The organism is Paenibacillus sp. UMB7766-LJ446 (genome assembly GCF_030226665.1).
GTDB lineage: Bacteria > Bacillota > Bacilli > Paenibacillales > Paenibacillaceae > Paenibacillus > Paenibacillus vandeheii.
Window position 1 is genome coordinate 122,004 of record NZ_JASOYM010000010.1, and the last position, 25,926, is coordinate 147,929.

Sequence of the window (25,926 nt, forward strand, 5' to 3'; positions counted from 1 at the left end):
CAGAATGTTCACTTATGAAGAGGGGGGTGTGATCTCTATAATTACGAAGGTAAACAGAAAGGATGAGGGAATTGCCAACAACGAAAAAGGAACATGTTTATTTTGGGTTGATGATGTGTACAGGGATGGTTGTCGTCATGATGACTTTCAATTTATGGCACAATGGGTTATTGAGCAAGATGTCCGCACTTGAAGTACTGCTTCAATTCATATTGTGTTTTATCATTGCGTTCCTGGTGGAGTCCTTCATTGTCGGACCTGTAGCGAGAAAAATTGCATTTTCCTTACCTTTTGACAAATCCAATAAAATTTTGGGCGTTCTCGCTATGTCATTTTTCATGGTTATTGGAATGGTTCTGATCATGTCCTTGTACGGAATGATTTCCGCTTATCTTGCGAATCAGTTAAATGGAGCATCCGTACTAAGTACGTATCTTCATACGATTGTTCGTAATTTCAGCCTGGCGCTTCCTTACCAAATTATTATTCTAGGACCACTCGTTCGATATGTATTCGGTAAATTTATTAAGGATAAGGGGAATGTAGTCCCTTCAACCTAAATAATGTTAGTTCCGATTTTAGAGCTCCTGAAAGTATTTCCTGGGCAATCGTCCACTGCTCTAAAATAAAGAAGTAATAGTTCATTTTAAATTAAAAAAGGCTCCATAGCATTCACGGCTACGAAACCTATCTTTTTACAGCTCTGTGTAATTGGAATCTTATTTATCATCCTTCAATAGATGTTACGATGCTGAACTTACAGTATGCCTGCGCTGCCATTGATAGGCGATTACGCTGATCATGAGCAGGCCGACTGCAAAAATGGCAAGCATCCATGCGGACTGGTTCACCTCCAGATGATCCAGGCTCCAGCCTGTAACCAAAGGCAGAATGGCACCGCCAACCCCACCTGATGCAATCAAGATGCTGGGCGTCGATTCTTCTGTTCCAGGCAGCATTTTGCTGGCGAAAACGAGGGCAATGGAGAACACACCCGACAGTGCAAGGCCGAGTAACAGAATGATTAGAAATGCCGACCAGATCTGGTTGGTAAAAGGAAATATCATCAGCAGTACAACTGCTGCCAGACAACTGTACAGCACGTAGACGCGATATTGGAATCTCTCCGCAATATATCCGGCAAACAGTCGTCCAACAGACATGGCAATCCAGAAGCAGGTAACACTAAGCGCGGCACCTGCTTCCTTCATGTTCATTTTCTCAATCAGAATGGCTGGCATGAAGTTGGCCAGGCTCATCTCGGTGCCGACATAAAGAAAGAAAAATAGAACAAATAAAGACAGAAGAGCCAAATTACAGCCTTGATAGGTTGAACGGGTTGGCTTCATGTCTGGAGGGTTCGTTCCATCTGGCGATTCAGCTACTGGAGCGTGTCCAGAAGTCTGGCCCGAGCTACGTCGACTCAACTCGCTGTCCAGCTCACCGAATGAACTTTTGGCCCAGAAGATAAAGGTCATCGCTGCACAGGCGGCAACCACCAGAAATGACATACGCCAGTATCCGGCAGAGATCAGTCCGCTGGCAATGAGCGGCATAACCATGGCCCCGATACCAAATAACACTTCGAGTCGGCTCATGGCAACCGCCGTATTGTCTTTAATTGCAGCAATGATGATTGTACCGATAACAGCCTCGATCATGCCGAATCCGAATCCGGCTGCTGGTGCAATGACGAACATCCAGCCCCAAGGAGGTAGCAGCATATAGGATAACTCTGCAATGCAGAGCAGAGCCGCGGCAATTAATAGACCGCCTCGTTTGCCAAAGCGATTATTCAACCACGGAGATAACAGTACACCACCCAGGAACCCGGCAAATTGGGCAAATATCAGTGTGCCTCCCTGACTATAATCCTTCCCATAATGTTCGAGTGCAACGGGCAGGATGGAGCCGAGAACCACATGGGCAAGCCCGATGAGGAAATAGGACAAGCATCCAATCCAAAGTAATTTTTTCATGAAGAAAAACTCCTTCTAAAGATTATGTATATGTAGTAAGTCTGCCATTCAGGAGCATTTCCTAAAAACAAACAATCTCTATCATAACAGGACATGTAAGGGTGTGCACGGATAACTTGCAATGGAGGCTAAAGTTCGTATATACTGAAAAACAACAATTACAGATCGGACCATGCCGTTGAAGAGCATCCAACTCGGAGGCGTTTTCGCCAGGGGAGCGAACCAATCCCCAAGTTAACCGGAACCGCCCGTTATCGCGGACCAAGAGGCTGAACCAGAATATTCTGGTTTGGCAAGTTGGGTGGCACCGCGAGCAGAGCGCTCCTCGTCCCAAGGGATGAGGGCGCTCTTTGTATTTTTACAGCCAAAGGAGACGGTGACCATGTTGGAAATGAAGTGGATTCGAGAGCATGCAGAAGAGGTGCAAGCTGCGGCAGACGGGAAGAGGATCAATATCAGTATTCGTGAATTGTTGGAACGGGACGAAGAGCGCAGAGCTCTTTTACTGGAAACGGAAGAAGGGCGTAGAGTACGTAATTCGTTATCTGCAGATGTCGGTAGACTGATGCAAGCTGGTGAGCGTGAACAGGCCGAGAGTTTAAGGGAACAGGTGAAACAGCTGAATGGTCAGTTAGAACAAGTTGAAGCCAAGCTTGCCGTTGTGCAAGAGGAAGTGACAAGGCTGCAATGGTTGGTTCCCAACGTCGTATCGCCGGATACACCAAGGGGCGCATCGGACGAGGATAATGTGGAGCTAAGACGTGTGGGTGAGCTACCGGTGTTCGATTATGAGGCTAAAGATCATGTGGAACTTGGTGAACGGCATGATCTAATCGACATCCCACGTGGAGTGAAAATCGGTGGAACACGAAGCTATGTACTGAAAGGCGCAGGATTGCTCCTGCACCGGGCTGTACAGCAACTTGCGCTTGATCTGCTGCTGAAGCACGGATTTACGCCAATGGAGGTCCCGTTGATGGTGAGGGAGAACACGCTCTTGAACACAGGGTTCTTCCCCACAGGACGGGATCAGGTATATGAATTGCAAGGCGAGAACAAGTGGCTGGTGGGAACATCGGAAGTGCCGCTGGTCTCGTATTATGCGGATGAGATTGTTGATGTGCAGGAGCCGATCAAGCTGGCTGCCGTATCGACGTGTTTCCGCAGTGAGGTCGGCTCGGGTGGGCGGGATGTGCGCGGGTTGTACCGGGTGCACCAATTTGCCAAAGTGGAGCAAGTCGTTCTCTGTGCACCGGATGCAGAAGGATCGGAGCGAATGCTGCAGGAAATTACGGGACACGCTGAGGAATTGCTGCAATTGCTGGAGCTGCCGTATCGTGTGGTGGCTGTGTGTACAGGCGATATGTCGCAGAAAACGTACAAACAGTACGATATTGAAACCTGGATGCCAAGCCGCAATGCATTCGGAGAGACACATTCGTCTTCGAATCTGCATGACTTCCAGGCTCGGCGCTCGAATATTCGCTGTCGCGATGCCGAAGGCAAGCTTGCGTACTGCCATACGTTGAACAATACAGCTGTAGCTTCGCCACGCATCCTGATTCCATTGTTGGAGAATCATCAGCAGGCGGATGGAAGCATTCGCATCCCAGCCGCACTTCAGCCCTATATGGGTGGTGCCGAATATTTGATTTTGCCACATCAGGAGGAAGAGAATTAAACGGATTACAGGCTGTGTTGAGAAACAAAAAGGAACTCTATTCCGGGGTTCCTTTTTGTTTTGCCTGTGGTTTTAGGACTAGTAGAGTGGGCGGCACTTTTATGTTATGGGGTTCTGCAGTACAGAACCGTTGGAAATGGCAAACAAGCCGGGTATGTCACACAGCTGTAACGTACAGATTGTATAGTAGAATCCAGTTTGGAAAGGAGGCGCAGATATGAATCTGCTACTTGCGGATGATGAGCCGCTGATGCTGCAAATCTTGAAAGCTTATTTCGTTAAAGAGGGATTTCAGGTGCTTTTGGCCGAGGATGGGGAAACAGCCTTGGAGCTCTTTTATAATAACCAGGTCGATTTGGCGGTTTTGGATTGGATGATGCCAGGTCGCAGCGGTATCGAGGTGTGTCGGGAAATCAAGCGTACGAGCCGGGCGAAGGTACTGCTGTTGACAGCCAAAGGGGAATCGGATGATGAATTTGTTGCCTTGAAAGCCGGGGCGGATGATTATCTGCGCAAGCCCTTTGATTCGCGTATCCTGCTTCTGCGTGTTAAGAAACTGCTGCAACTTTCCTCCAAGATCATTGTGGGAGAATTGACCGTCGATCTGGATGGCCAGAAGATCTATCGTCGTGGAGTGGATGTAGGGGCCACCCATAAGGAATTCGAATTAATGAAGGTTCTGGGAATGAATAAGGGTCAGATTGTAACTCGTAAAATTTTGCTGGATCAGGTGTGGGGTTTCGATTACTTCGGCGAGGAGCGCACTGTAGACACACATATCCGCAGACTGCGTGAGAAAATTGGAGAAGATTCGATCAAAACGTACCGGGGAATGGGTTATTGCCTAGAGGATCAAGATGAGTAAACTGACCCGTAAGCTGCTCGTGCGTATTATCAGTGCATTGTGTGTGGTCTTCTTCCTATCCTTTATCGTCAATACATTTTTTCTGCCTACCTATTTTTTGTATCAAAAAAAGCAAAAGCTGGCCAATTTAACAACTGAAATCTCTGCCTCAGGACATGACGTTCCAATACAACGGATGGAGAGCCTTGAAACGCAATACGAAGTCGCTATCGCTTATGCTTCGTTGAATGATAGTGTAAATGATATTAACGATCAATTGTTATGGCAATATAACCGTAAGGGGATTGCCCTCAGTAAATTTTGGCTGACAGAAGAGAGTATCTCTGCGCTGCGTGAGGGTGCACGGGTTAATAAATTCTATGATCAGACCAAGTTAAAATCAAGCTTTCTCGTCAACTTTGTGAAGGTGGGGGATTCGGTGTTTGCAGTTGGGGAATCCATCTCGCATTCAACGGAGACGATTCGAATTATTAATCAGTTCAATGCGTATATATGGCTCGGTATGCTGCTGCTGCTCATCCTGCTGTCCGTGCTGTACACCGCCCGGATCGTTAAACCGCTCGCGAAGCTAAGTGAAACGGCTGAGGCCATTTCCAACTTATCGTTTACGAAGGTTGATATAAAGACAGGTGATGAGATTGAGTCATTAGGGCGCAGTATCAATGTGATGAGCGACAAATTACAGCAGGCGCAGCATTCACTGGAAATAAAAAATGCCAATCTGCGAACGTTCATCTCGGATATCTCGCATGAATTGAAAACACCGCTCTCTCTGATTCGAGTCTATGCCTCTGGTATTCAGGATGGCCTGGATGACGGAACCTATGCTGGAGTAATTCAGCAACAAAGCGAGGAGCTGGCTGGATTAATTGACCGACTGTTGGAGTTATCCCGTCTGCAGGCCGAAGTATACGATTTTGAACCTGTTGATCTTCGCCAACTGCTCACGGAGACCCTTCATACCTATGAAACCGTATTTCAGCAGCATGATTTGCATGTGGAAGTGGAGGATCGTTGGGCTGACGAGACCTGGGTGCTGGCTGATCGACGGAAGCTGGAGTCTGTTCTGCATAATTGGATGACCAACGCGGTGAAATATACAAGTGGCGACCGAATAACCATTACACTTGAGCTAAAAGGGGAAGCGGCACATTTTGGCATTGCCAATGAAACGGATAAAAAAGAACACGAGCAGTGGGATCAGGTTTGGGAGCCCTTCTATGTAATGGATAGCTCGCGCAGCAAAAAGTTTAGTGGAACGGGACTGGGCTTGTCTATAGCCAAAACGATTCTGGAGAACCACCACGCTGAATATGGTCTTGGAGTAGCCGATGGAAAGGTTATGTTTTATTTTTCTTTACCTTTAATACAGCGTTAACTGTGGATGCCGCCATGCAGATGGTGGTTTTTTTCGTGTGATCCGGCCTGAATGTGCACAGATAACTTGGGGGAAGTCAATGGTTTCCCTGTCGTCATACTGATGTAACACAATGGCCTTAGGATAGGCTTATCACCAAAGCAGAACTTAATTCATGGAGGGATATCCAATGTTCAATAAAACCTTTTTAATAACGGGAGGCACAGGCTCATGGGGAGAAGAGTTGGTCAAACAATTGCTCGTTAAGGAGCCAAAAGAGATACGTATTTTTTCACGAAATGAATCGCTTCAGGCTCAAATGAGGCAAGCCATCTCTGACCCGAGAGTAAAGTTTGTACTGGGGGATATCAGAGACCGATGGGAGCTGGCGGGTGCCTGCAAGGATATAGATTATGTCTTTCATCTGGCGGCACTTAAACATGTTCCGGTCTGCGAGGACCAACCGGATTGTGCGGTCAAAACCAATATTATCGGAACGCAGAACGTTATTGATGCTGCAATCGAGAATGGCGTGCAGAAGGTAGTATATGTCTCTACAGACAAGGCAGCGAATCCTTCCAGCATGTACGGCATGACCAAGGCCATCGGGGAAAAGTTGATATTATTAGCGGACACCCGCTCTGCTACAAGCTTTGCATGTGTACGAAGTGGGAACGTTCTTGGCTCAACGGGCAGCGTAGTCCCGTTATTCAAACGCCAGCTTGAGTTAGAGCAGCCTCTCAGCGTTACCGATTCCAGAATGACACGTTTTTTTCTTCCCCTTGGAGAGGGCGTGGAGATTCTCCTATCGGCGATGGAGCAATGTGAGGGCGGCGAGATTATTGTACCTCGAATGCCATCCTGCAAAATAACGGATATCGCACAGGTTTTGGCAGAGGATGCTGGGCACAAGGATGCTCCGATCCATTTCATCGGTGCCCGGCCGGGAGAACGGCTGTATGAGACACTGATTTCAGATTGGGAAAACGTTTGTGAAGTGGAAGAGGAGAAGTCCTACTTTGTTGTCACTGCCTCCCCTTCATCCAAATTAGTGGAAAAAGAGGGATGTCGGGCATCTGCTTCTGCTGGCAGAGGATATCATTCGGAGGATGTCATCCTGACCAAGGCAGAGGTACGCGATATGCTGTGGAGAGGGGGATTTCTGTGTTCAAGCGGAGGATCATATTTACAGGAGGCGGCTCCGCCGGTCATGTGACAGCCAATCTCATTCTAATCTCCAGACTGCTCCAGGAGGAATGGGAGATTCATTATATCGGTTCCAAGCATGGGATCGAGCGCCATTTAATCAGCAAAATTCCGGCTGTTCACTATCATGCGGTTGCGACAGGCAAGTTGAGAAGATATTGGGCGTGGGCGAATGTTTCCGATGTGTTCAGGCTTATGCTCGGATTGTTGCAGGCTTATCTACTCATTTTGCGAATTAAACCTCATGTTTGCTTTTCGTTAGGAGGCTTTGTGGCTGTTCCTGCTGTAATAGGTGCCAGCTTAAACCGGGTTCCTGTTCTAATTCTGGAGCCGGATCTTCATCCAGGTCTGGCCAACAGGCTGTCACGGCGATACGCTCAAATCATGTGTACCACGTTTATGGATACAACAACGTTTGCCTCCGCGGAAGCTTCGGGAAAGACGGTGTACGTAGGCCCTGTAATCAGGGAGGAGTTAAAGTTTGGCAGCCGTGCGCGGGGGATTCATTTTTGCCGATTTGTCTCCGACAGACCTATTCTGTTGATTATGGGTGGTAGTCAGGGATCGGAAAGGCTCAATCGGATGGTACTTGAAACACTGCCGGAACTGCTCAAGCGTTATCAAATCATTCATATATGTGGTACAGGTAAATTGAACTCATCCTTCCCAAGGATTGCAGGCTACAAGTCATTCGAATTCGTGCATGAAGAACTTGCGGATTTAATGGCTATGGCAGATATGGTTGTGTCACGTGCAGGCTCCAATGCGATCCATGAGTGGCTATTACTTCGGAAGCCGATGCTTCTCATTCCCCATGCCCATGGCGGATCTCGTGTTGGACAGACGCTGAACGCGAAGTATTTCCAGGAGCGAGGGTATGCAAGGGTTCTCCATGAGGAGGAGCTGACTGCTCAGACATTCCTTCGAGATATTGACCTCGTATATAAGGAGAGGGAGCGTATGATAGACCATATGAAGGCGAGTGGCACGGAGAACGCCGTTGAAAAGGTTCTGGAGCTTATTCATACAACGGTTTCCTCGGTGGAAAAGGCTGAAGATGAATAAAATATTTCCCGAACTGTTGCTGGTGATGTTCTTTTTGCTCATCGTATCTATCCTGATTATCTCAAAACGTTTATAAAGGCGAACACTTCGCTTTTCCAGGTTTTTTCTATCCTCTCCGTGAGGCATTCTTCAGTCACTTCCATATGACTTGCAGAATGCCTCTGCTTATTTTGGAATATAGGGAGGGCTGCATCGGAGAACAGATGTCGAATGTTCCTCATATCCGAGATTTTGCTCCAACATTATTCACTTTTATGTAATGTGTTTCCGATATAATATAATAGAAGTAAAATATTGGATTACAGGAGATGAAGATTGCAATGAATGGAATCAAAAAAGCAATACGAGGCACCTTGGCCCTTATTTTAGTATTGGCAGTACTGGCCCCTTCGCTTGCCCTGGCAGCCACGGGTGATGTGACGTCCATTGAAATTACCAACAGCAGTCCGCAGCAGATGAGTGTGTCCCAGACAACTACGCTTCAAGTCATGGCGGTTGTTGAAGGATTTGATAACAAACAGGATGTTACCGGCGGAGTCACATGGTCCACGAGTAACGATGCGGTTGTCACCATAACAAAAGGCAAGGTAAAGGCTGTAGCAGCAGGAGAAGCAACGATATATGCACAGGTAAATGGTGCCAAAGCACAATTGCTGGTTAAGGTTCAGGATAAAATTAAAAGCATTAAAGCTTCCCCGAGTTCCTATAATTTTGTCAAAGGGAGTGAAAGTACGCTTCCCAAAGTAAGCATTGTGCGTGCAAATGGCAAGGAAGAAGACGTCACGTCGGAGATTGTATGGACGGTATCCAGTGCTTCCGCTGTGCTGGAAAGTGGGAAAATTAAAGGAATTACGCCTGGCAGAGTGCTGCTACAAGGCAAATATGGCTCTGAGACGGTTAAAGTTCCCGTAGCCATCACGGATGAGATCACCAAAGTTGAAGTGACACCTGCTGTCATGCAGCTGAATATTAAGAAATCCAAAGCGTTGAAGGTCATCGGTACATATGCCAATGGGAAAACGATTAATCTTTCGAAACAGGTGACGTGGACGTCTTCCAACAATTCTGTAGCAACCGTCAAAAATGGTACAGTGAAAACACTGACGGAAGGACAAGCCACCTTGACAGGAACTTATCAAAATCACACAATAAAGGCAGAGGTTACCGTCGTTCCTTTGCTCAAAAAGCTGATTACAGGCCAGAAAACACTCGTGTTATCGCCGCAGGCAAGTACAACACTGAGTGTAATGGCGCAGTATGATACAGGTAAAACGACGATTGTAACGAGCAGTGCTGTGTGGAGCAGCACCAAACCAAGTGTAGCCACAGTAACGGGTGGCAAGATTGTGGCCGTAGGTAAAGGCAAAACTTCAATCACAGCCAAATGGGGCAATAAAAAAGTGACGATACCGGTAACGGTAAAATAAAGTTTCATCGAATCAAGCAAATCAATTGAGGTCATTTCATCATCATGAACAGAAACAGATGGGGCGTAGACATACGCCCCTTTTAGGTATAAAAAAATCTAAATTCAATCCTGTAAAGGAGGGAGCATCTGAATGACAAATCACTTGCAACCGGAAAATTGGCCTGCGTGGGCGACAGAATCGGTAGAGATTGTTGAGGCCAATCCCATGTGGGACCTACTAGCTCAGGAAGAAATCCGGCAGTTGAGAGACCTGTTACAGCAGTTCAATATTCATAGATTCGAACATATCGGAAGCACGTCTATTCCGGGGTTGCCCGCCAAGCCCATTATTGATTTGATGGCGGAGGTGCAGTCATGGGATGATATGGACTTGATTGCCAATCAGCTGAATCCGGTAGGATGGAACTACGTTCCCCCTGAACTGGATGGTCGGGAATACAGACGATTCTGGGTCAGGGTGAAAGATGGCAAGAGAGCAGTACATCTTCATCTGATGCGCCCAGAAGAGTTACGTTGGGATCGCCAAATCCAGTTTCGGGACGTGCTGAGACAACGCCCGGATCTGGTTGAGGTATACGCAGCCCTGAAGGTGAAGCTTGCTGATGAGAATAAGGACGACAGAGAAGTGTATACCACTGCCAAAACGGAATTTATTCTAAAAGTGCTTGATGAGGGCATTTAATTCGTGATGACCGTATTTAGCAAAGACAGGCTCATTTATTTCACCGCCGTGATCATAACTATGGCGGCAGGGTTGGCATCCAGGCACTTTGGTGCACTTTTGCCGGGTTTTGTGCGTGAGCATTTTGGTGACGCCTTGTGGGCAGGAATGATCTATTTTGGGATACGCATGTTATGGGTTAATCGCAGCAGAGAGTGGGCGATGATAGTTAGTCTGATTTTCAGCTGGGCCATCGAATGTTCACAAATAATTCAGACCCCTTGGCTGAACGAAGTGCGTTCAACGGTGCTGGGTGCGCTTATTTTGGGACATGGATTTCTGGTGATGGATCTGCTGAGGTATGCTGTCGGCATTCTGTTTGTGTATGGGATTGACCGTTATTTCCTAAGAAATAAGAAGGCTTGATAATGGGGAGTGGGGCTACGTGAATATTGAGAAGCTTTTTGCAGAATCACCTGAGTTTGAGACAGAGCAGTTGATACTGAGACGTCTTACGCTTAACGACCTCGATGATTATTTTATGTTTGCCTCCGACCCGAGGGTGAGTCAGCAAAGTTTGTGGAACTGCCATGAGACGTTGGACGACTCCGTTCAATATATTCAAAGAGTGTTGGACAATTATGAGAAGAAAACGGTCTATATATGGGCCTTTATTCTGAAGGAAACGGGGAAGCTAATCGGTCGAGGCGGTATTTTTCATCTTAATGAACCCATGCAGAGTGCCGAACTGGGATACGCGATAGCCGGCAGTTATTGGGGCAAAGGCCTCGCGGCAGAAGCGATGCAGCCAATTGTTGAATACTGTTTTCAGGAATTGGACTGCAATCGGCTGGAGGGGAAATGTAATGCAGGCAATATCGGATCTGCACGAGTGATGGAGAAGCTGGGCATGTCAGTTGAAGGTTTACTGCGCAAACAATTGAAGATCAAAGGTATATTTACAGATCAAAAATTGTACTCACGTATCCGGGATGATCTATAATACTTCCAATGACGTGCAGGATACATAGAAGAAATTGAAGGAGGCGGAACAATGATCTACAGTATTATTTCCCGAGCGGTATGGGAGCAGGTATCCAAGCAGAGCGTGTATGCACCGGATAGCCTGGAGACGGACGGTTTCATTCATTGTTCCACCAAAGAACAGATTCCATGGGTAGCCGCTCAATTTTATCAAGGGCGTACGGATTTGTTATTGCTTGGTATTGATGAGAGGGACTTGAAGCCGGAACTGGTGTATGAGGACCTGTATGAGTTGAATGAACTTTTTCCACATATTTATGGTGAACTTAATTTGGACGCTGTACGAAAAGTTATTTCCTTTGAACCGAATGAGGACGGGACGTTTTCTTTTCCTGAATAAAGACATTTTGCGAAGGGTTGTGAACGTGTGGATATGAATCAGGTATTTCTGGATACAGCCGAGAAGCAATTTCTGTATTACAAGCAGCTTGGGGAGAAGGCTATGGAGCAATTGGAGTCTGAGCAGCTGTTTCAATCCTGGAATGAAGATGCCAACAGCATTGCGGTTATTGTGAAGCATCTCTGGGGCAATATGCTGTCCCGTTGGACGGATGTACTGACAACTGATGGAGAGAAGCCGTGGCGTGAGCGAGATGCCGAATTCGTGAATGATATCTCGACCCGAGAAGAGCTGCTTGCCAAATGGGAGGAAGGCTGGAACTGTCTGCTTGGAGCCATTCGTTCTTTTACACCGGAGCAACTGTCGCATATCATATATATTCGCAATGAAGGACATACCGTTATGGAGGCAATCATCCGGCAATTGGCGCACTATCCTTATCATGTGGGACAGATTATCTATGCAGCCAAAATGCTGAAAGAAACCTCATGGAACAGTCTTTCCATTCCGAGAAACGGTTCTAGTCAATATAATGGTGGCAAATTTGCCAAACCGAAGGCACGAAAACATTTTACAGATGATGAATTACGTATAGAAAAAGGTGAGGAACAGCAATGACACAGATCGCATTGATTCGCCATGGAAGCACGGCGTGGAATAAAGAGAAACGTTCCCAGGGACAAACGGATAATCCGCTGGATCAGGAAGGAAGAGAACAGGCAGTATTGCTTGCCGCAAGACTGAGTGAGGAAAAATGGGATGCCATCTATGCAAGTGACCTGGAGCGTGCAAGTGAGACGGCTCGCATCATCGGAGATCGCTTGGGAATTCAGGAGATTCAGTTGGACCCGAGGCTGCGTGAGATGGGCGGTGGACAGGTGGAAGGTACGACCGAAGCTGAGCGTTTAGCTCGTTGGGGAGCGGATTGGAGTAATCTCGATTTGGGCCGGGAGCTTGCGGATGCAGGCACGGTGCGGGGTAGTGCCGCGTTAGAAGATATTGTACGCCAGCATCCCGATGGTAAAGTGATCGTTGTCAGTCATGGCGCCATTCTTCGTAATACACTGCGAGGTCTGGTGCCTGAGCTTGATGTGAGCGCAAAGCTGTCCAACACGTCGATCACCCGGATTTCTTGGGAAGCGGAATCCTGGCAGTGTGGGCTATACAATTGTAGCGTACATCTAGATTCCTCCAGGGAGTCTTGAGAGATGGATGCTCTGGCATTAAAACAGAAATTGCAGCAGATTCAGTCGGCTAATCTATCCATCCATGAAGTGGAACAGCCTTACGAATTGGCGTTGCATATGATGCAGCATATTGGCAGTCCGGACCCGGTCCTGCGGGATGAACTGATCTATGTTACATTTGCGACCTGGATTGGACAGGGTGTATTTTCGGAAGAACAGCTCGGGAAGCTGTTACAAATGGCGCTGGATGATCAGCACCTTTTTCATGGAATCGGAGAACGAGGCACGGACAGTGTGTTTACCCGAACCTTCTCTGTGCTGCTCCTGCCTCCAATTCTGAGTGTAGATCGTCAGCGGTCTTTTCTGAAAAAGGAAGATATAGAGTTTATTCATCAGCGGTTGACTACGTATCTGGAGCGTGAAGAAGATGTTCGTGGCTATGCCGATGATAAGGGCTGGGCGCACGCTCCGGCACACGCGGCAGATGCGGTTGAAGACCTTGCGCAGTCGCCTTATATGGAGCAGGCCGCTTTGCGGGAACTTTTGCATGCGCTCGCAGTGAAAATTACCGAATCAAGTCTAGTTTACATCCATGATGAGGATCAGCGGATTGCCCGTGCAGTGGTCACCATCCTTCGGCGCAATCTGCTGGAGCAAAACGATATTTCGTTTTGGATCGATTCACTAAATCCAAACGAAATGACGGAGGGGAAATCTCTTCTGGAAATCAGCCAAATGAGCCTGAATGTGCGCGTCTTTTTGCAGACGCTCTATCTTGCGATACGGACGGAAGACGCAGAGCCTTTTCCTGCTGTCCGTTCACTTATTTTGCAGGCTTTGGAGAAACAATGATCAACGGATAATAAACTTGTGTACAAGGAGGGAGATGGCATGACCGAAATGCCGTATTCATGGACTGAGGATTTGCTGTCTCCTCTGGGCGAAACAGGGGTTATCATCCGTTGTGGGGATGCCATATCTGAAGCGGTGCACCGGAGGGTGATGTCGGTATGTGCTTTACTGGAAAAGAGCCTTATACCGGGTGTCTTCGAATGGTTACCTTCGTTTGCCTCAGTCACGCTGTTTTATGATCCGTTGATCATTCCGTACCACGAGGTATGCAGGGTACTGCTTCATCATTTGAATACAATGGAAGAAGCAGCAGAGGATTGCACCAGAACAGTTATTATTCCGGTATGTTATGGTGGTGAACTCGGCCCCGACCTGGAATACGTCGCTACTAAACATGGGCTTACGCCAGATGAGGTCATAGCAATTCATACATCTGGCGATTACCTGGTTCACATGATTGGATTCGCGCCTGGTTTTCCTTATTTGGGCGGATTATCGGAGAAGATTGCTACGCCCAGACGTCCCACACCTCGACTTCGGGTTGAAGCAGGAACGGTGGGCATTGGTGGCAAACAAACCGGAGTTTATCCGGTATCGACTCCCGGCGGATGGCAATGTATTGGTCGAACGCCGCTGGCACTATTTCGTCCAACGGAAGATCCCCCGAGCCTGCTTGCAGCGGGTGATCGGGTTCGTTTTGTGTCGATATCACTTCAGGAATATCTAGAACAGAAGGAGGGCGAACGATGAGTATTGAGGTCATTCGCCCAGGTCTGTTATCCACCGTGCAGGATGAAGGAAGAACGGGATTTCGCCGGTACGGGATACATCCAGGTGGGGTTATGGATACCTTTGCAGCCAGAGCAGCGAATGTATTGGTTGGAAATTCCCGTGATGCAGCTGTGCTGGAGATGACGATGACGGGACCGGAGCTTCATTTCCATGAAAATCAGCTGATCTCTTTATGTGGAGCGGATCTGACGGCAGCGGTGGATGGCCTGCCTGTTCCCCTATGGCGTCCGACCGTGATTCTTGCTGGAAGTGTGCTGAGATTTGGTCGATGCCACTCTGGTTTGCGGGCCTATATGGCGGTTGCTGGTGGAACCGCAGTACCTGAGGTCATGGGCAGCCGAAGCACGGATCTCAAAACAGGTATTGGTGGGCTGAAAGGGCGTGCCTTACAGGTGGGCGACAGGTTGCCTGTGGGGGAAGCTTCTCGCGAAGCGCAAGCGACGTTGCATAATCTGAGCCTGCGCGCTGAAAAGAACAACCGACGGATGCATGCACCTGCCTGGTATTTGTCTAGCAGGGAATGGCCCGCCTACCAAGCTGATCCTGTCATTCGTGTCATGCCGGGCAAGGATAGTGCAGCGTTTAATAAAAATAGCCTTGAACGATTTCATCAAGAACGATATGTGATCTCTCCCCAATCGGATCGGATGGGATATCGATTGGAAGGTGTAAAGCTGGAACTCGATCAGCCAATGGATCGGTTGTCTGAAGCCGTCACCTATGGCACGGTGCAGGTGCCGGCAGACGGTCAGCCCATTATATTGATGGCCGATCATCAGACCATCGGAGGCTATCCTGTAATCGCACAGGTGGCCCGGGTGGATTTGCCCATATTGGCACAGGCACGGCCCGGGGCAAAAGTTGCTTTTAAGGAGATTACATATGAAGAAGCGCAGCAACTATTCCTGGAACAGGAGCTGAATTGGAAGCTGACCGATCAGCTGGTTCGCAGGAGATTGGCAGAAATGGGGGGCCTTCAATGAACACGGTGGATATCAATTGTGACCTGGGTGAAAGTTTCGGGGTGTACCGAATGGAGTCGGATGTGGCGATTCTGCGGTTGATTACTTCAGCCAACATCGCTTGTGGATTTCATGCGGGTGACCCGGCAACGATGCGGCAAACGGTACAGCAAGCCATGGATCAACAGGTTGCGATCGGTGCCCATCCCGGTCTGCCGGATTTGCAAGGCTTTGGCAGGAGACGTATGGACATTACGCCACGGGAAGCCTATGACATGGTTGTATACCAAACTGGCGCGCTGGATGCTTTTGTCCGTTCATACGGGGGGCGTATGCATCATGTGAAACCTCATGGGGCCTTGTATAACATGGCTGCTGAAGATGCTCAGCTCGCTGAGGGTATCGCCGAGGCCATTTATAAAGTACAACCGGATCTGTATCTATATGGCTTAGCCGGAAGTGCAATGATAAAGGCAGCGGATCGCATTGGACTGCGCAGCGTAAGTGAAGTTTTTGCGGATCGGACCTACGCACCTGATGGGACACTAACACCGCGCAGTCAGCCCGGGGCAATCATCGAGCAGACGGAAAAAGCCCTTGCTCAAGTGCTGCGCATGGTGAAAGAGGGTATCGTGCTGTCAACGGAGGGCACACTTGTCCCCATTCAAGCAGAGACGATTTGCATTCACGGTGACGGTGCGCATGCTCTTACATTTGCTCAAGAGATTTGTACGTTGCTTGAATCTGAGGGAGTTACGCTGTCTGCGCCTGGAGTTGCTAGATAATTGCTACAGTAAGCGAGGGCTAGGTAGGGGGCGAACTATACGAATTTGTAAGGAGTGAAACTATAACATGAAACCGATACGTAATTCGGCAAAGGCCGTTATCGTACAGGATGGACGTCTGCTGGTAATCCGGTTGGAGGATCAATATGGTGCAGCTTTTGTTTTCCCCGGCGGAGGACAAGAGAAAGGCGAGGAGCTCAAGGATGCGGTTGCCCGTGAATGTCTGGAGGAGATTGGACAGGCGGTGACCGTGGGAGAACTGCTGCATATCCGGGAGTACATTGGAAAAAACCACGAATTTGCCGAGTGGGATGCCGATGTGCACCAGGTTGAATTTTATTTTGAATGCATGTTAATAGATCCGAAAGCTACGATCTTCGAAGGCACCAGTCCAGACGACCATCAGGTAGCTGTAGAATGGATTGCCCTTGAAGAGCTGTCTCAGGTTCGTTTATATCCGAAAACAATTGGTGAGTTGTTGCAAAATAAGAATTCATCACGCATTTACCTGGGAGATTTGAATTAAAACTGTCACGTTTATGAACGGGTTCATGGATTCACCATAGGTGAGGTGGGTACACTATAAGTACAGGCTTATATACAACATCTTAATATAAGTGGAAACCAAGAGTTACACGGCAACAGAGCGGACGGAAGTCTAATTAAGCGAAGCCATCATGTTAGGAAATGACTAGTTCTATCTAAACTTTGGCTTTGGCATCCTAATTGGAAGAACTGTTGAAGTAGTGGAGGGGACGGAATCGATTCTGTAGAAGCGATAGCGTTCGCCTTTATCCCCGGATTTTCCCTTAAGAAAAGGGAATCGAAAAAATCTGGGGATAACAGCGATCGAAAGAACGATCCGTACCCGTAACGGCTGCCCACGCAGGTTGTCTGTCAGCGGAGTGCTTTAGTGTAATGATAGTTAGTTCAGCTTATATACCCCCTAACCGAAAGGAGCAACCCCCATGAACCAGACTGAATTGGAACAAAACATTGTAAAAGCATTGGAAAACAACCCTTTTTGCAGTTTCTCCACGGTGGAGAACGGTAAACCGAAATCCCGCTATATGGCGCTTTTTAACGATGGAATGAACATTCATCTGGCAACAAACCGTCGTACGCACAAGGTAGAAGAGCTGGAAAATAATCCGAACGTCAGCCTTTTGCTTGGTTATGAAGCGGGTGGCTCCAAGGAAGTGGTCGAGATCGAAGGAACTTGTGAAGTGACGAAAAATGAAGGTTTGCGTGAACAGGTATGGAATGATGAATTAAAAGCATGGTTTGACGGCCCGAACGATCCCAATTATGTCATTCTGGACATTACCCCCAATCGGATTGAATACACTGGCAAAGATCATGAGCATCAGGTGTGGGAGCAGTAATTTTAATGTTTAAAATCACCTTTTCATAGTGGGAGGCAGTGCCAACTACTCGGAAAAGAAATAGCCAACCGTGAACGCCAGATGGCTTCACGGTTTTTTGTATGAAAGGATTCAGCTAATATGGATATAGATGTAAGCCGCATGTAATATACGTTTTTAACAGAGTGTGTAAACTGTTTTCATCCAAAAACATGCAAAAGATGTCGAAATCACGCATGATAATGTAAACTGAGTCAGGTATGTGCGGATAACGTAAAAAATAATGCTTTTCAATGGCTAAACATTGCGTTATGATTTGGAATGTAAACGATACGCAAAGATATGAATAGATGTTCATGTGAGATAAACTAACCTGAAATTCTGATGCATACGATCAGAAAATCAGTACGCACAACCCATGAGATCTTTCGCATTTCTGCGCTTATTCGTTTGCTCACTAATGCATGATTCAATGTACATAACCGGGAGGGGTTATTTTGAGAAAGAGTAAAAAAGTATTATCGAGCCTGACTGCCGCTTTGGTTGCATTAAACGTGCTTGCGGTATTTCCGGTACCTGTATCGGCTGCGGACGCTACTAAGGTTAAATTGCGGATCATGGAAACAACAGACATTCACGACAACTTAGTTAACTATGACTACTATTCCGACAAAGAGACAGACCAGTATGGATTGGCGAAGACGGCTACACTGATCAAAAAAGCCCGTGATGAAGCAAAGAACAGCTTGCTGTTCGATAACGGTGACCTGATTCAGGGTAACCCGCTTGGGGATTATGTAGCGAAGATTGATCCACTCAAAAAGGGTGAGACTCACCCTGTATATAAAGCGATGAACCTGCTCGATTATGATGCAGGAAACATCGGTAACCATGAGTTTAACTATGGTTTGGACTTCCTTGACATGACGCTGGAAGGTGCGAACTTCCCTTACATCAATGCCAACGTATATGTAGATGACGGTGACGACGATGAGACGAACGACAAGAACTATTTCACTCCGTACAAAATTTTAGACAAAAAAGTGACCGACGAGAGTGGCAAAGAGCACACCATCAAAGTGGGTGTCATCGGATTTGTACCGCCACAAGTCATGCAGTGGGACAGCGCTAATCTGGAAGGCAAAGTCATTGCCAAAGACATTATCGCAACTGCAAAAAAATTCATCCCTAAAATGAAGGCTGAAGGTGCCGACATTATTGTGGCTATTCCTCACTCCGGTTTTGAAGATATTCCGCAAACGGATCTGATGGAAAACTCGGTATTGTATTTGAGCCAGGTTGAAGGCATTAATGCCATTCTGTTCGGACATGCCCACAAAGTATTCCCGAGCGCTGATTTTGCCGGTAAAAAAGGTGTAGACCTTGAAAAAGGTACAATCAATGGTGTTCCTTCCGTTGAACCAGGCTTCTGGGGCGACCACCTCGGGATTATCGATCTGGACCTCGAACAGGTAGACGGCAAATGGAAAGTGGTAGACTCCGCGGTGGAAGCACGCCCTATCTATGACACAGCTAACAAAAAAGCTCTGGTAGATGCGGATCAAGAGATCGTTGATGCTGTTCATGACGAACATGAAGGTACACTTGAGTATGTTCGTGGCCCAGTTGGCGAAACAACAGCTCCAATCAACAGCTTCTTTGCACTGGTTCAGGATGATCCATCCATTCAGATTGTAACGAATGCACAGAAATGGTATGTCGAAAAACATTTGCAAGGAACAGAATATGAAGATATCCCTGTATTGTCTGCAGGAGCTCCGTTCAAAGCAGGTGGACGTTCAGGTGCTTCGTATTACACGAATATCCCTAAAGGCACAATTGCTATCAAAAACGTAGCTGACCTGTACGTGTACCCAAATACGGTACATGCCGTTATGGTTAATGGTGCAGAGCTGAAAGAATGGTTGGAATGGTCTGCTGGTCAATTCAATCAGATCGATCCGGCTAAAGGCGGACAGCAACAGCTAGTCAATATGGACTTCCCGACGTATAACTTCGACGTTATCGATGGTGTCACGTACCAAATTGATTTGACTCAACCAGCCAAATACGATGGCAAAGCAACAATTGTCAATGCATCGGCTAGCCGTATTAAAGACCTGAGCTTCAATGGCAAACCGGTTGATCCAGCTCAAAAATTCATCGTAGCAACGAATAACTATCGTGCTTCTTCATCCAAACTGGCTAACCCGGACGGTAAACGTATCGTCTTGGCTGCACCGGATGAGAACCGTCAGGTTATCATTGATTACATCCGTGAGAACAAAACGATTAACCCAACGGCTGACGGCAACTGGTCGCTTGCACCAATTAAGCCTTCCGCAGGTGTAACGGCAGCTGCTCTTAACGACCTTGAAGTGGTATTTGCATCTTCCCCAGATGCCAAAGCATTGGTTGAAGCGAACCCGGCGATGTCCTTCATCGGGACGAACAAAGACGGGTTTGCTGAGTATGGCTTGAAATTGACAGGAGAAGCAGCAACGACTCCAGAAACAGGCACGGAGCCTGCTCCAACGCCTACGAAGCCAGATCCAACTCCAACTAAACCTACAACCAAGCCACAACCTGAGAAACCAGCAGGCGGCAAAGTGGTATATGTAGTGAAAAAAGGAGATAATCTCTATCGCATCGGTTTGAAATATGGTGTGGACTGGCGCAAGCTTGTCTCTGCTAACAAAATTACAAATGTGCACAACCTGAAAGTTGGACAGAAAATCGTAATTCCCGCTTCTTAAGAGTAGTTAGCGGTAAAAGAAGACCGACAGTCTTAGACTGTCGGTCTTCTTCATGCTATGAACCGTTGATGCACCAGTAACCATCATAGTTGGAGTCATCAAAACAGTAGAGATAAATTTGTAGACCCGTGCTATAATATTTACAAACTTTGGGTATATACTATTAATCATTAATGAGATAGACTCACAAACTGGCAAGGGGGTTCTACATGAATTGCAGTGGCTGCAGTCCAATTCATCCTATCGAGAATCAAGGTACCCTTTATATGCGTCCCATTTCCCCCGCTTTGCTGGAAGCACTGCAAATGCAGGAAAGACATGTTGAATATTCAGAAGAATTCATCTGGATGCATTTTTTGAACCTTGAATCTGTAGAGCGTTGTATTGAGGATATCCTGAAGATTGAAGCGACCCTGCCGGAAACGTTAATGGTTCAGGTCACTCCACTGTATGGCCAGGCAAATGACGATAGCTGGATTAGTCTTTCCATGCAGGAAGCTCGCCTCAGGCATGCTGATCTGGTTTCCATTATTCTGGAACATCAATTCAGCAGTCATATGCAGCCGATCGTAGATGCGTCGGAGCAGATTATCGGATTTGAATTTTTACTTCGTCCTGCTGAACGGGGCAGGTCCTTCAGTGTATATGAATTATTCGAAGTTGCACGGGATACCGGACTGCATTCTTTTCTGGATCGGACAGCACGTATTGCTGCTATTGAGACGAGTGCCGTTCTTTTACCGCATGGTGTCAAACGTTTCGTGAATTTCCTGCCTTCCTCTATCTATAACCCCGAATATTGCCTGACGCACACGTTTGAGACGATTGAACGCCTTTCGCTAGACCCTAAGGATTTTGTGTTTGAAGTGGTGGAAACGGAACAGATTCAGCATATGTCCATCTTGCAGCGTATTTTTGAGGTATATCGTGCTCATGGAATGTCGGTTGCCTTGGATGACGTGGGGGCCGGATTCTCGACGATCGAAGTAATGAATCGGCTGGAGCCGGATTTTGTCAAAATAGATCGGAGTCTCATTGATCGTTGTGATCAGGATTTGACGAAACAGCAGCAAATTATCGACATAGTTGAAATGTCACGCCGTTTTGGCGGGCGGGTACTTGCGGAAGGGATCGAACGATTCGAGGAATTTGAATTTTGTCGATCCGTGGGTATCGACTTGGCCCAAGGGTATTACTTTGGTAAGCCAACAGCATACCCGCCACAAGGTCCCTACGGTAAAACCTCTGCCTGAATGAAATAAATTATGGATGTACCAGAAAGTCACTTCGCATAATTGGAGTGGCTTGTTTGACATGCCATGTACATTTTACAATCAAATAAATATGCTCATTCAGCCGATATATAGGATAGGCCTTCAGACTACAGCGGTCTCTATAGGACACCGTATTTAATCAGGTTGGAGAGGTCCTACATAAAAAGAAAAAGGGCAGATTTATATTTAGAGGGGGAGAAGCAAGATGAATAACATTCGGGGGAATGAGCAAGAAAAGGCAGCAAGTAAGTTAGCCAAGCCAAAAGATAATAAACCGAAAAAGAAAAAAGGCTTCGTCTGGAGCATAAGGAACAAATTATTGGTATCCTTTCTGGCGGTGCTGCTCTTGCCAAGTCTAACCATTGGAATGGTTACGCTCCTTATCGCGGACCATACGGTGGAAGACCAATTAATGGACAGTGCCAAACAAAGTGTAGACACAACGAATTCAATCATTGGCACACATGTGGATGCGAAGACTCATGATATCAACTATTTTGCCGGTTTGATTGAGAAAGACATGATTAAAGGACAAAATGAAAGTCCTGAGCTTGAAATGAAGTTGAAACAGTATCTGGGTTTACATCCGGATGCTTTAAATATCTTTGTGGGAACCAAAGAGGGAGTCATGGTCCGTGGTAAGGAATCTGCGGGAAGCTCACAAGGGTCCGCTTATGATCCCCGGGAACGGGAATGGTACAAGCTTGCAATGGAGAAGCCAGGTACTACAGTAGTTTCACCTGTATCCAAAAATACGGACGGCATTGCTGTTGTTTTTGTCTCCAAAACGCTTGATGATCAATCCGGTGTTGTTGGTTTGTCCATGGATCTGACAGAACTGCGAGAACAGGCATCCATTAAGGTTGGCAAAGAAGGGTATATCATCATCATGGATGCGGACAAAAATTATATCGTGTCTCCAGTCATGGAAGCCGGTACACAAGAACCGACAACCGTTCTGGATCCAATGTATGGGAGCAAGGAAGGTGAGTTCAGCTACATCTATAATGATGATCCCAAAACGATGATTTTCTCTACTAATGAAGAAACCGGGTGGAAGATTGGCGGCACAATGTTCCAAAGTGAAGTATCCAATGCAAGTAAGGATATTCGGGTGGCTACTATAATCGTTATCCTGTCTGCCACAATACTTACGCTGGTCTTCATTATCTGGCTAACGCGTTCCATGTTGCGTCCAATCAAACGTCTGCAGGAATCCGCGAGAGCCGTAAGTAAAGGCGACCTGACGGTGAAATTGGAGACCAGACGCAAAGATGAAGTTGGCGAACTGGCGAAGTATTTTGAACGGATGGTCGACAATCTGCGCATGATGATTCTGGGTGTACAGGAGACGGCAGAGCAGGTCTCTGCCTCCTCACAGGAATTGTCCGCTAGTGCGGATCAAACGACCAAAGCTATTGAGCACTCAACGATGGCCATTCAGGAACTTGCCGAGGGTGCAGAGCAGCAAGTGAAGAGTGTAACAGATGGATCAGGACAAATGAGCCAAATGGCGGAAGATGTTCGGATGATGTCCGAGCGTGTGCAATCCATTACAACGAACATGCGGCATACATCCGGAGCCGCCTATTCAGGTAATGAAGCTGCAGGTGAGGCGGTGGAGCAGATGAATAGCATTCAGGAAACGGTGGAACAACTGGCGACGGTGATCCAATCACTGAATGCACGCTCCGTTGAGATTGGCAGCATGGTAGATGTGATTGCAACAATCTCGAAGCAGACCAACCTGCTAGCGCTGAACGCTTCCATTGAAGCGGCTAGAGCGGGTGACGCTGGTCGTGGCTTCGCTGTCGTAGCTGGAGAGGTACGCAAGCTTGCGGAAGAATCGGGAAGCTCGGCAGCACAAATTGGTGAATTGGTTCATAATATCCGTCAGGATATGGATGCTGCCCTGAGCGCTATGGAAGCAGCTCAGACTCGGGTTGGAGACGGACTTCAGGCTGTGAACACGTCTGGACAATCCTTTGCTCAGATTCGGGAGGCTGTGGAGGATGCTGCTCATACGCTGGATGATTTGTCCGAAACGACAAAGCAACTGGAGAGCGGCGCTTCCAACGTTGCCAAAGCAATGAACGATATCTCCATCGTGACCCAAGAATCTGCTGCAAATACGGAATCGGTCTCGGCATCTTCTCAGGAACAGCTGGCATCTGTAGAGGAGATCGCTTCGTCTTCAGCACATCTGAACAGTATGGCGGAGCAATTACAAGGGTTGCTGGGTATGTTCAAAATGGTGGAGGACACAGCGAAAGATGGGGACAAGTCCTAACCATTAGACGATAATATTTCACCGCATTTTCTACAGAGATTAGAAGGAAATAAAGATAGACTTTTCTCCTGCAGCCCTGTATAACTATATCGTGGTTTACGCGTATGAATTGCGGTGTAATCATATCTGGCAGACCATTCACATATCATGCTCCAAACATGATGAATATAGCGGGCGCAGGAGGCTTTATGACATATGTTGCAATTCTTATTTTTGTCCTGACCATCACACTGGTTATCTGGCAACCTCGTGGATTGGGCATCGGATGGTCCGCCATGGGCGGGGCTTTGCTAGCCTTAATATGTGGTGTTGTCAGTCTGAACGATGCATCTGATGTAGCTTCCATTGTATGGAATGCTACACTGGCTTTTGTTGGCATCATCATGATCTCGTTAATACTCGATGAGACAGGTTTCTTCGAATGGGCTGCTCTTCATATGGCAAGGCTGGCAGGAGGAAATGGCCGCAGGCTGTTCATCTATTCCATTTTGCTCGGGGCGGCGGTGTCCGCTCTCTTCGCTAATGATGGTGCAGCGCTAATTCTTACCCCGATTGTGCTGGCGATGGTACGGGCATTGAAGTTCGATGAGCGTATGGTGCTCGCCTTTGTTATGGCTAGTGGATTTATCGCGGATACAACTTCGTTGCCGCTGGTTGTCAGCAATCTGGTCAATATCGTTTCTGCCGATTATTTCGGTATTACATTTGTGGAATATGCGGTGCGGATGGTTGTGCCGAATCTATTTTCCATCGTGGCGAGTACAGGGATGCTGTTCTTGTTTTATCGCAAAAGCATCCCGCTTCGCTACGATATCACATCAGCACGTGATCCACAGGAAGCCATTCGTGATCCGCGGATGTTCCGCATCGCCTGGTTCATGCTGGTGCTGTTGCTAGTTGCCTATGCATCCAGTGAGTTTTTGCCGATTCCGGTATCCGTTATCGTCGGTGCAGTGGCTCTTTTGTTCGCCATATTAGCCAGAAAGAGCGAAGCTGTGAACATGAAACGCGTAATCAAGGAGGCTCCATGGTCCATTGTGGTGTTCTCGGTGGGCATGTATATCGTGGTGTACGGACTGCGCAATGCCGGATTAACCGATTACCTGAGCCGCTGGCTTGACGCGATAGCAGACCATGGTCTGCTGGCTGCTTCAATTGGCATGGGCATGATTGCAGCTGTGTTGTCATCCGTAATGAACAATCTGCCCACCGTGTTAATTAACCTATTAGCGATTCAGGGTGCACATACCGAAGGCATTGTGCGTGAGGCGCTGATCTATGCCAATGTTATTGGATCTGATCTAGGCCCCAAAATGACACCAATCGGCTCACTCGCCACATTACTGTGGCTCCATGTGTTATCCCGCAAAGGTGTGAAGATTACATGGGGATATTATTTCAAGGCAGGCATCATCTTAACCATTCCCACACTCTTAATTACCTTGGCCGGATTGGCTTTATGGTTATGGATTTTGGGTTAGTACAATCGTATTTTACATTAGCAATCATCCTGTGATCCAACTTGTTGTAAAAAGCTGCTCTCATGCGCTGGTGCTCCACACTGGCTATGAAGCAGTTTTTTTTATTTCTTCTATAGAAGAAATAATTCTCTCTCTACATTAAAGGATGTACACAAAGGCCGGCATCAATATTGCTGGCCTTCTCTTTTTGCCATCCCCAGGAGGCTGAGGATTAAAATGCCTGGGACACAACCAGCGCTGATACAGCGCAGAGAACGGAACGATTGTGTAAAAGCGAAGCTTATTCTGTGTAAGGATTTTCCCTGTAAGAAAAGATCAAAATTATCTTTTGTTCTTGATGGGTAGATAAAACACCGAACGTAGTGGAGGGGACGGAATCGATTCTGAAGAAGCGGCAGCGTTCGCCTTTGTCTCCGAATTTTAACATTATGAATATCAGATCAAAAAAAATTGGAGACAACAGCGATCGGAAGAACGATCCGTAACCGGAACGGCCACCCGAAAAGATTAGCGATTTATTCATTAAGTGATAAAAATCTGGACACAATATGGATTG

At 47.2% G+C, this 25,926-nt stretch carries 24 protein-coding genes; 23 read left to right on the forward strand and 1 reads right to left on the reverse strand.

Annotated features, from left to right (window positions below; genetic code table 11):
- Window positions 1–71 precede the first annotated feature (71 nt).
- On the forward strand, window positions 72–560 hold the full coding sequence (locus tag QP794_RS22745) for a DUF2798 domain-containing protein (protein ID WP_285079012.1): 489 nt from the start codon (window positions 72–74) through the stop codon (window positions 558–560).
- Window positions 561–743: 183 nt separating this feature from the next.
- On the opposite strand, the gene QP794_RS22750 is transcribed toward QP794_RS22745, so the two are convergent.
- On the reverse strand, window positions 744–1,979 hold the full coding sequence (locus QP794_RS22750) for an MFS transporter (protein WP_285079013.1): 1,236 nt from the start codon (window positions 1,977–1,979) through the stop codon (window positions 744–746).
- 382 nt (window positions 1,980–2,361) lie between these two features.
- Between QP794_RS22750 and serS the strand changes: the two genes are divergently transcribed.
- The 22 genes from serS to QP794_RS22860 all read left to right on the forward strand — a co-directional run bounded on the left by serS (window position 2,362) and on the right by QP794_RS22860 (window position 25,370).
- Window positions 2,362–3,660, forward strand: a complete 1,299-nt coding sequence (serS, locus tag QP794_RS22755) for a serine--tRNA ligase (RefSeq protein ID WP_285079015.1) — start codon at window positions 2,362–2,364, stop codon at window positions 3,658–3,660.
- Window positions 3,661–3,877: 217 nt separating this feature from the next.
- Complete coding sequence (locus tag QP794_RS22760) at window positions 3,878–4,525, forward strand: response regulator transcription factor (RefSeq protein ID WP_285079016.1); 648 nt, start codon at window positions 3,878–3,880, stop codon at window positions 4,523–4,525.
- A complete protein-coding gene (locus tag QP794_RS22765; RefSeq protein ID WP_285079017.1) occupies window positions 4,518–5,903 on the forward strand; it encodes a sensor histidine kinase in 1,386 nt (461 codons plus the stop codon). Before QP794_RS22760 ends, QP794_RS22765 begins: the two co-directional genes overlap by 8 nt.
- A gap of 169 nt (window positions 5,904–6,072) precedes the next feature.
- On the forward strand, window positions 6,073–7,098 hold the full coding sequence (locus QP794_RS22770; protein WP_285079018.1) for a polysaccharide biosynthesis protein: 1,026 nt from the start codon (window positions 6,073–6,075) through the stop codon (window positions 7,096–7,098).
- Window positions 7,047–8,153, forward strand: coding sequence for an undecaprenyldiphospho-muramoylpentapeptide beta-N-acetylglucosaminyltransferase (locus QP794_RS22775; protein WP_285079019.1), 1,107 nt, complete (start codon window positions 7,047–7,049; stop codon window positions 8,151–8,153). The genes QP794_RS22770 and QP794_RS22775 overlap by 52 nt, the downstream gene beginning before the upstream one ends.
- A 320-nt stretch (window positions 8,154–8,473) precedes the next feature.
- Complete coding sequence (locus tag QP794_RS22780; RefSeq protein ID WP_285079020.1) at window positions 8,474–9,580, forward strand: Ig-like domain-containing protein; 1,107 nt, start codon at window positions 8,474–8,476, stop codon at window positions 9,578–9,580.
- Between the two features lie 132 nt (window positions 9,581–9,712).
- Window positions 9,713–10,264, forward strand: a complete 552-nt coding sequence (locus QP794_RS22785; protein WP_285079022.1) for a GrpB family protein — start codon at window positions 9,713–9,715, stop codon at window positions 10,262–10,264.
- A gap of 6 nt (window positions 10,265–10,270) precedes the next feature.
- Window positions 10,271–10,669: a ribosomal maturation YjgA family protein gene (locus QP794_RS22790; RefSeq protein ID WP_285079126.1), complete on the forward strand. Its 399-nt coding sequence runs from the start codon at window positions 10,271–10,273 to the stop codon at window positions 10,667–10,669.
- A gap of 19 nt (window positions 10,670–10,688) precedes the next feature.
- Window positions 10,689–11,246, forward strand: a complete 558-nt coding sequence (locus QP794_RS22795) for a GNAT family N-acetyltransferase (protein ID WP_285079023.1) — start codon at window positions 10,689–10,691, stop codon at window positions 11,244–11,246.
- Between the two features lie 51 nt (window positions 11,247–11,297).
- Window positions 11,298–11,627 (forward strand): DUF952 domain-containing protein, encoded by a 330-nt coding sequence (locus tag QP794_RS22800; protein ID WP_024632248.1) that lies wholly within the window; start codon window positions 11,298–11,300, stop codon window positions 11,625–11,627.
- A gap of 27 nt (window positions 11,628–11,654) precedes the next feature.
- Window positions 11,655–12,245, forward strand: a complete 591-nt coding sequence (locus QP794_RS22805; RefSeq protein WP_024632247.1) for a DUF1572 family protein — start codon at window positions 11,655–11,657, stop codon at window positions 12,243–12,245.
- On the forward strand, window positions 12,242–12,832 hold the full coding sequence (locus QP794_RS22810; protein ID WP_285079025.1) for a histidine phosphatase family protein: 591 nt from the start codon (window positions 12,242–12,244) through the stop codon (window positions 12,830–12,832). The genes QP794_RS22805 and QP794_RS22810 overlap by 4 nt, the downstream gene beginning before the upstream one ends.
- A gap of 3 nt (window positions 12,833–12,835) precedes the next feature.
- Window positions 12,836–13,666: a DUF2785 domain-containing protein gene (locus tag QP794_RS22815; protein WP_285079026.1), complete on the forward strand. Its 831-nt coding sequence runs from the start codon at window positions 12,836–12,838 to the stop codon at window positions 13,664–13,666.
- Window positions 13,667–13,705: 39 nt separating this feature from the next.
- On the forward strand, window positions 13,706–14,416 hold the full coding sequence (pxpB, locus tag QP794_RS22820) for a 5-oxoprolinase subunit PxpB (RefSeq protein WP_285079027.1): 711 nt from the start codon (window positions 13,706–13,708) through the stop codon (window positions 14,414–14,416).
- Window positions 14,413–15,441, forward strand: coding sequence for a 5-oxoprolinase subunit C family protein (locus tag QP794_RS22825; RefSeq protein WP_285079028.1), 1,029 nt, complete (start codon window positions 14,413–14,415; stop codon window positions 15,439–15,441). The genes pxpB and QP794_RS22825 overlap by 4 nt, the downstream gene beginning before the upstream one ends.
- On the forward strand, window positions 15,438–16,205 hold the full coding sequence (locus QP794_RS22830; protein ID WP_285079029.1) for a LamB/YcsF family protein: 768 nt from the start codon (window positions 15,438–15,440) through the stop codon (window positions 16,203–16,205). The genes QP794_RS22825 and QP794_RS22830 overlap by 4 nt, the downstream gene beginning before the upstream one ends.
- Before the next feature lie 67 nt (window positions 16,206–16,272).
- Entirely contained in the window at window positions 16,273–16,731 is a 459-nt protein-coding gene (locus QP794_RS22835; RefSeq protein ID WP_285079030.1) for an NUDIX domain-containing protein, read from the forward strand.
- A 442-nt stretch (window positions 16,732–17,173) separates the two neighbouring features.
- A complete protein-coding gene (locus QP794_RS22840; RefSeq protein ID WP_076290637.1) occupies window positions 17,174–17,590 on the forward strand; it encodes a pyridoxamine 5'-phosphate oxidase family protein in 417 nt (138 codons plus the stop codon).
- A gap of 476 nt (window positions 17,591–18,066) precedes the next feature.
- A complete protein-coding gene (locus QP794_RS22845) occupies window positions 18,067–20,325 on the forward strand; it encodes a bifunctional 2',3'-cyclic-nucleotide 2'-phosphodiesterase/3'-nucleotidase (protein ID WP_285079031.1) in 2,259 nt (752 codons plus the stop codon).
- Window positions 20,326–20,534: 209 nt separating this feature from the next.
- Window positions 20,535–21,578, forward strand: a complete 1,044-nt coding sequence (locus tag QP794_RS22850; protein ID WP_285079032.1) for an EAL domain-containing protein — start codon at window positions 20,535–20,537, stop codon at window positions 21,576–21,578.
- A gap of 226 nt (window positions 21,579–21,804) precedes the next feature.
- Window positions 21,805–23,889, forward strand: a complete 2,085-nt coding sequence (locus QP794_RS22855) for a methyl-accepting chemotaxis protein (protein ID WP_285079034.1) — start codon at window positions 21,805–21,807, stop codon at window positions 23,887–23,889.
- A 188-nt stretch (window positions 23,890–24,077) separates the two neighbouring features.
- Entirely contained in the window at window positions 24,078–25,370 is a 1,293-nt protein-coding gene (locus QP794_RS22860) for an arsenic transporter (RefSeq protein WP_079348736.1), read from the forward strand.
- The last annotated feature ends 556 nt before the right edge of the window (window positions 25,371–25,926 follow it).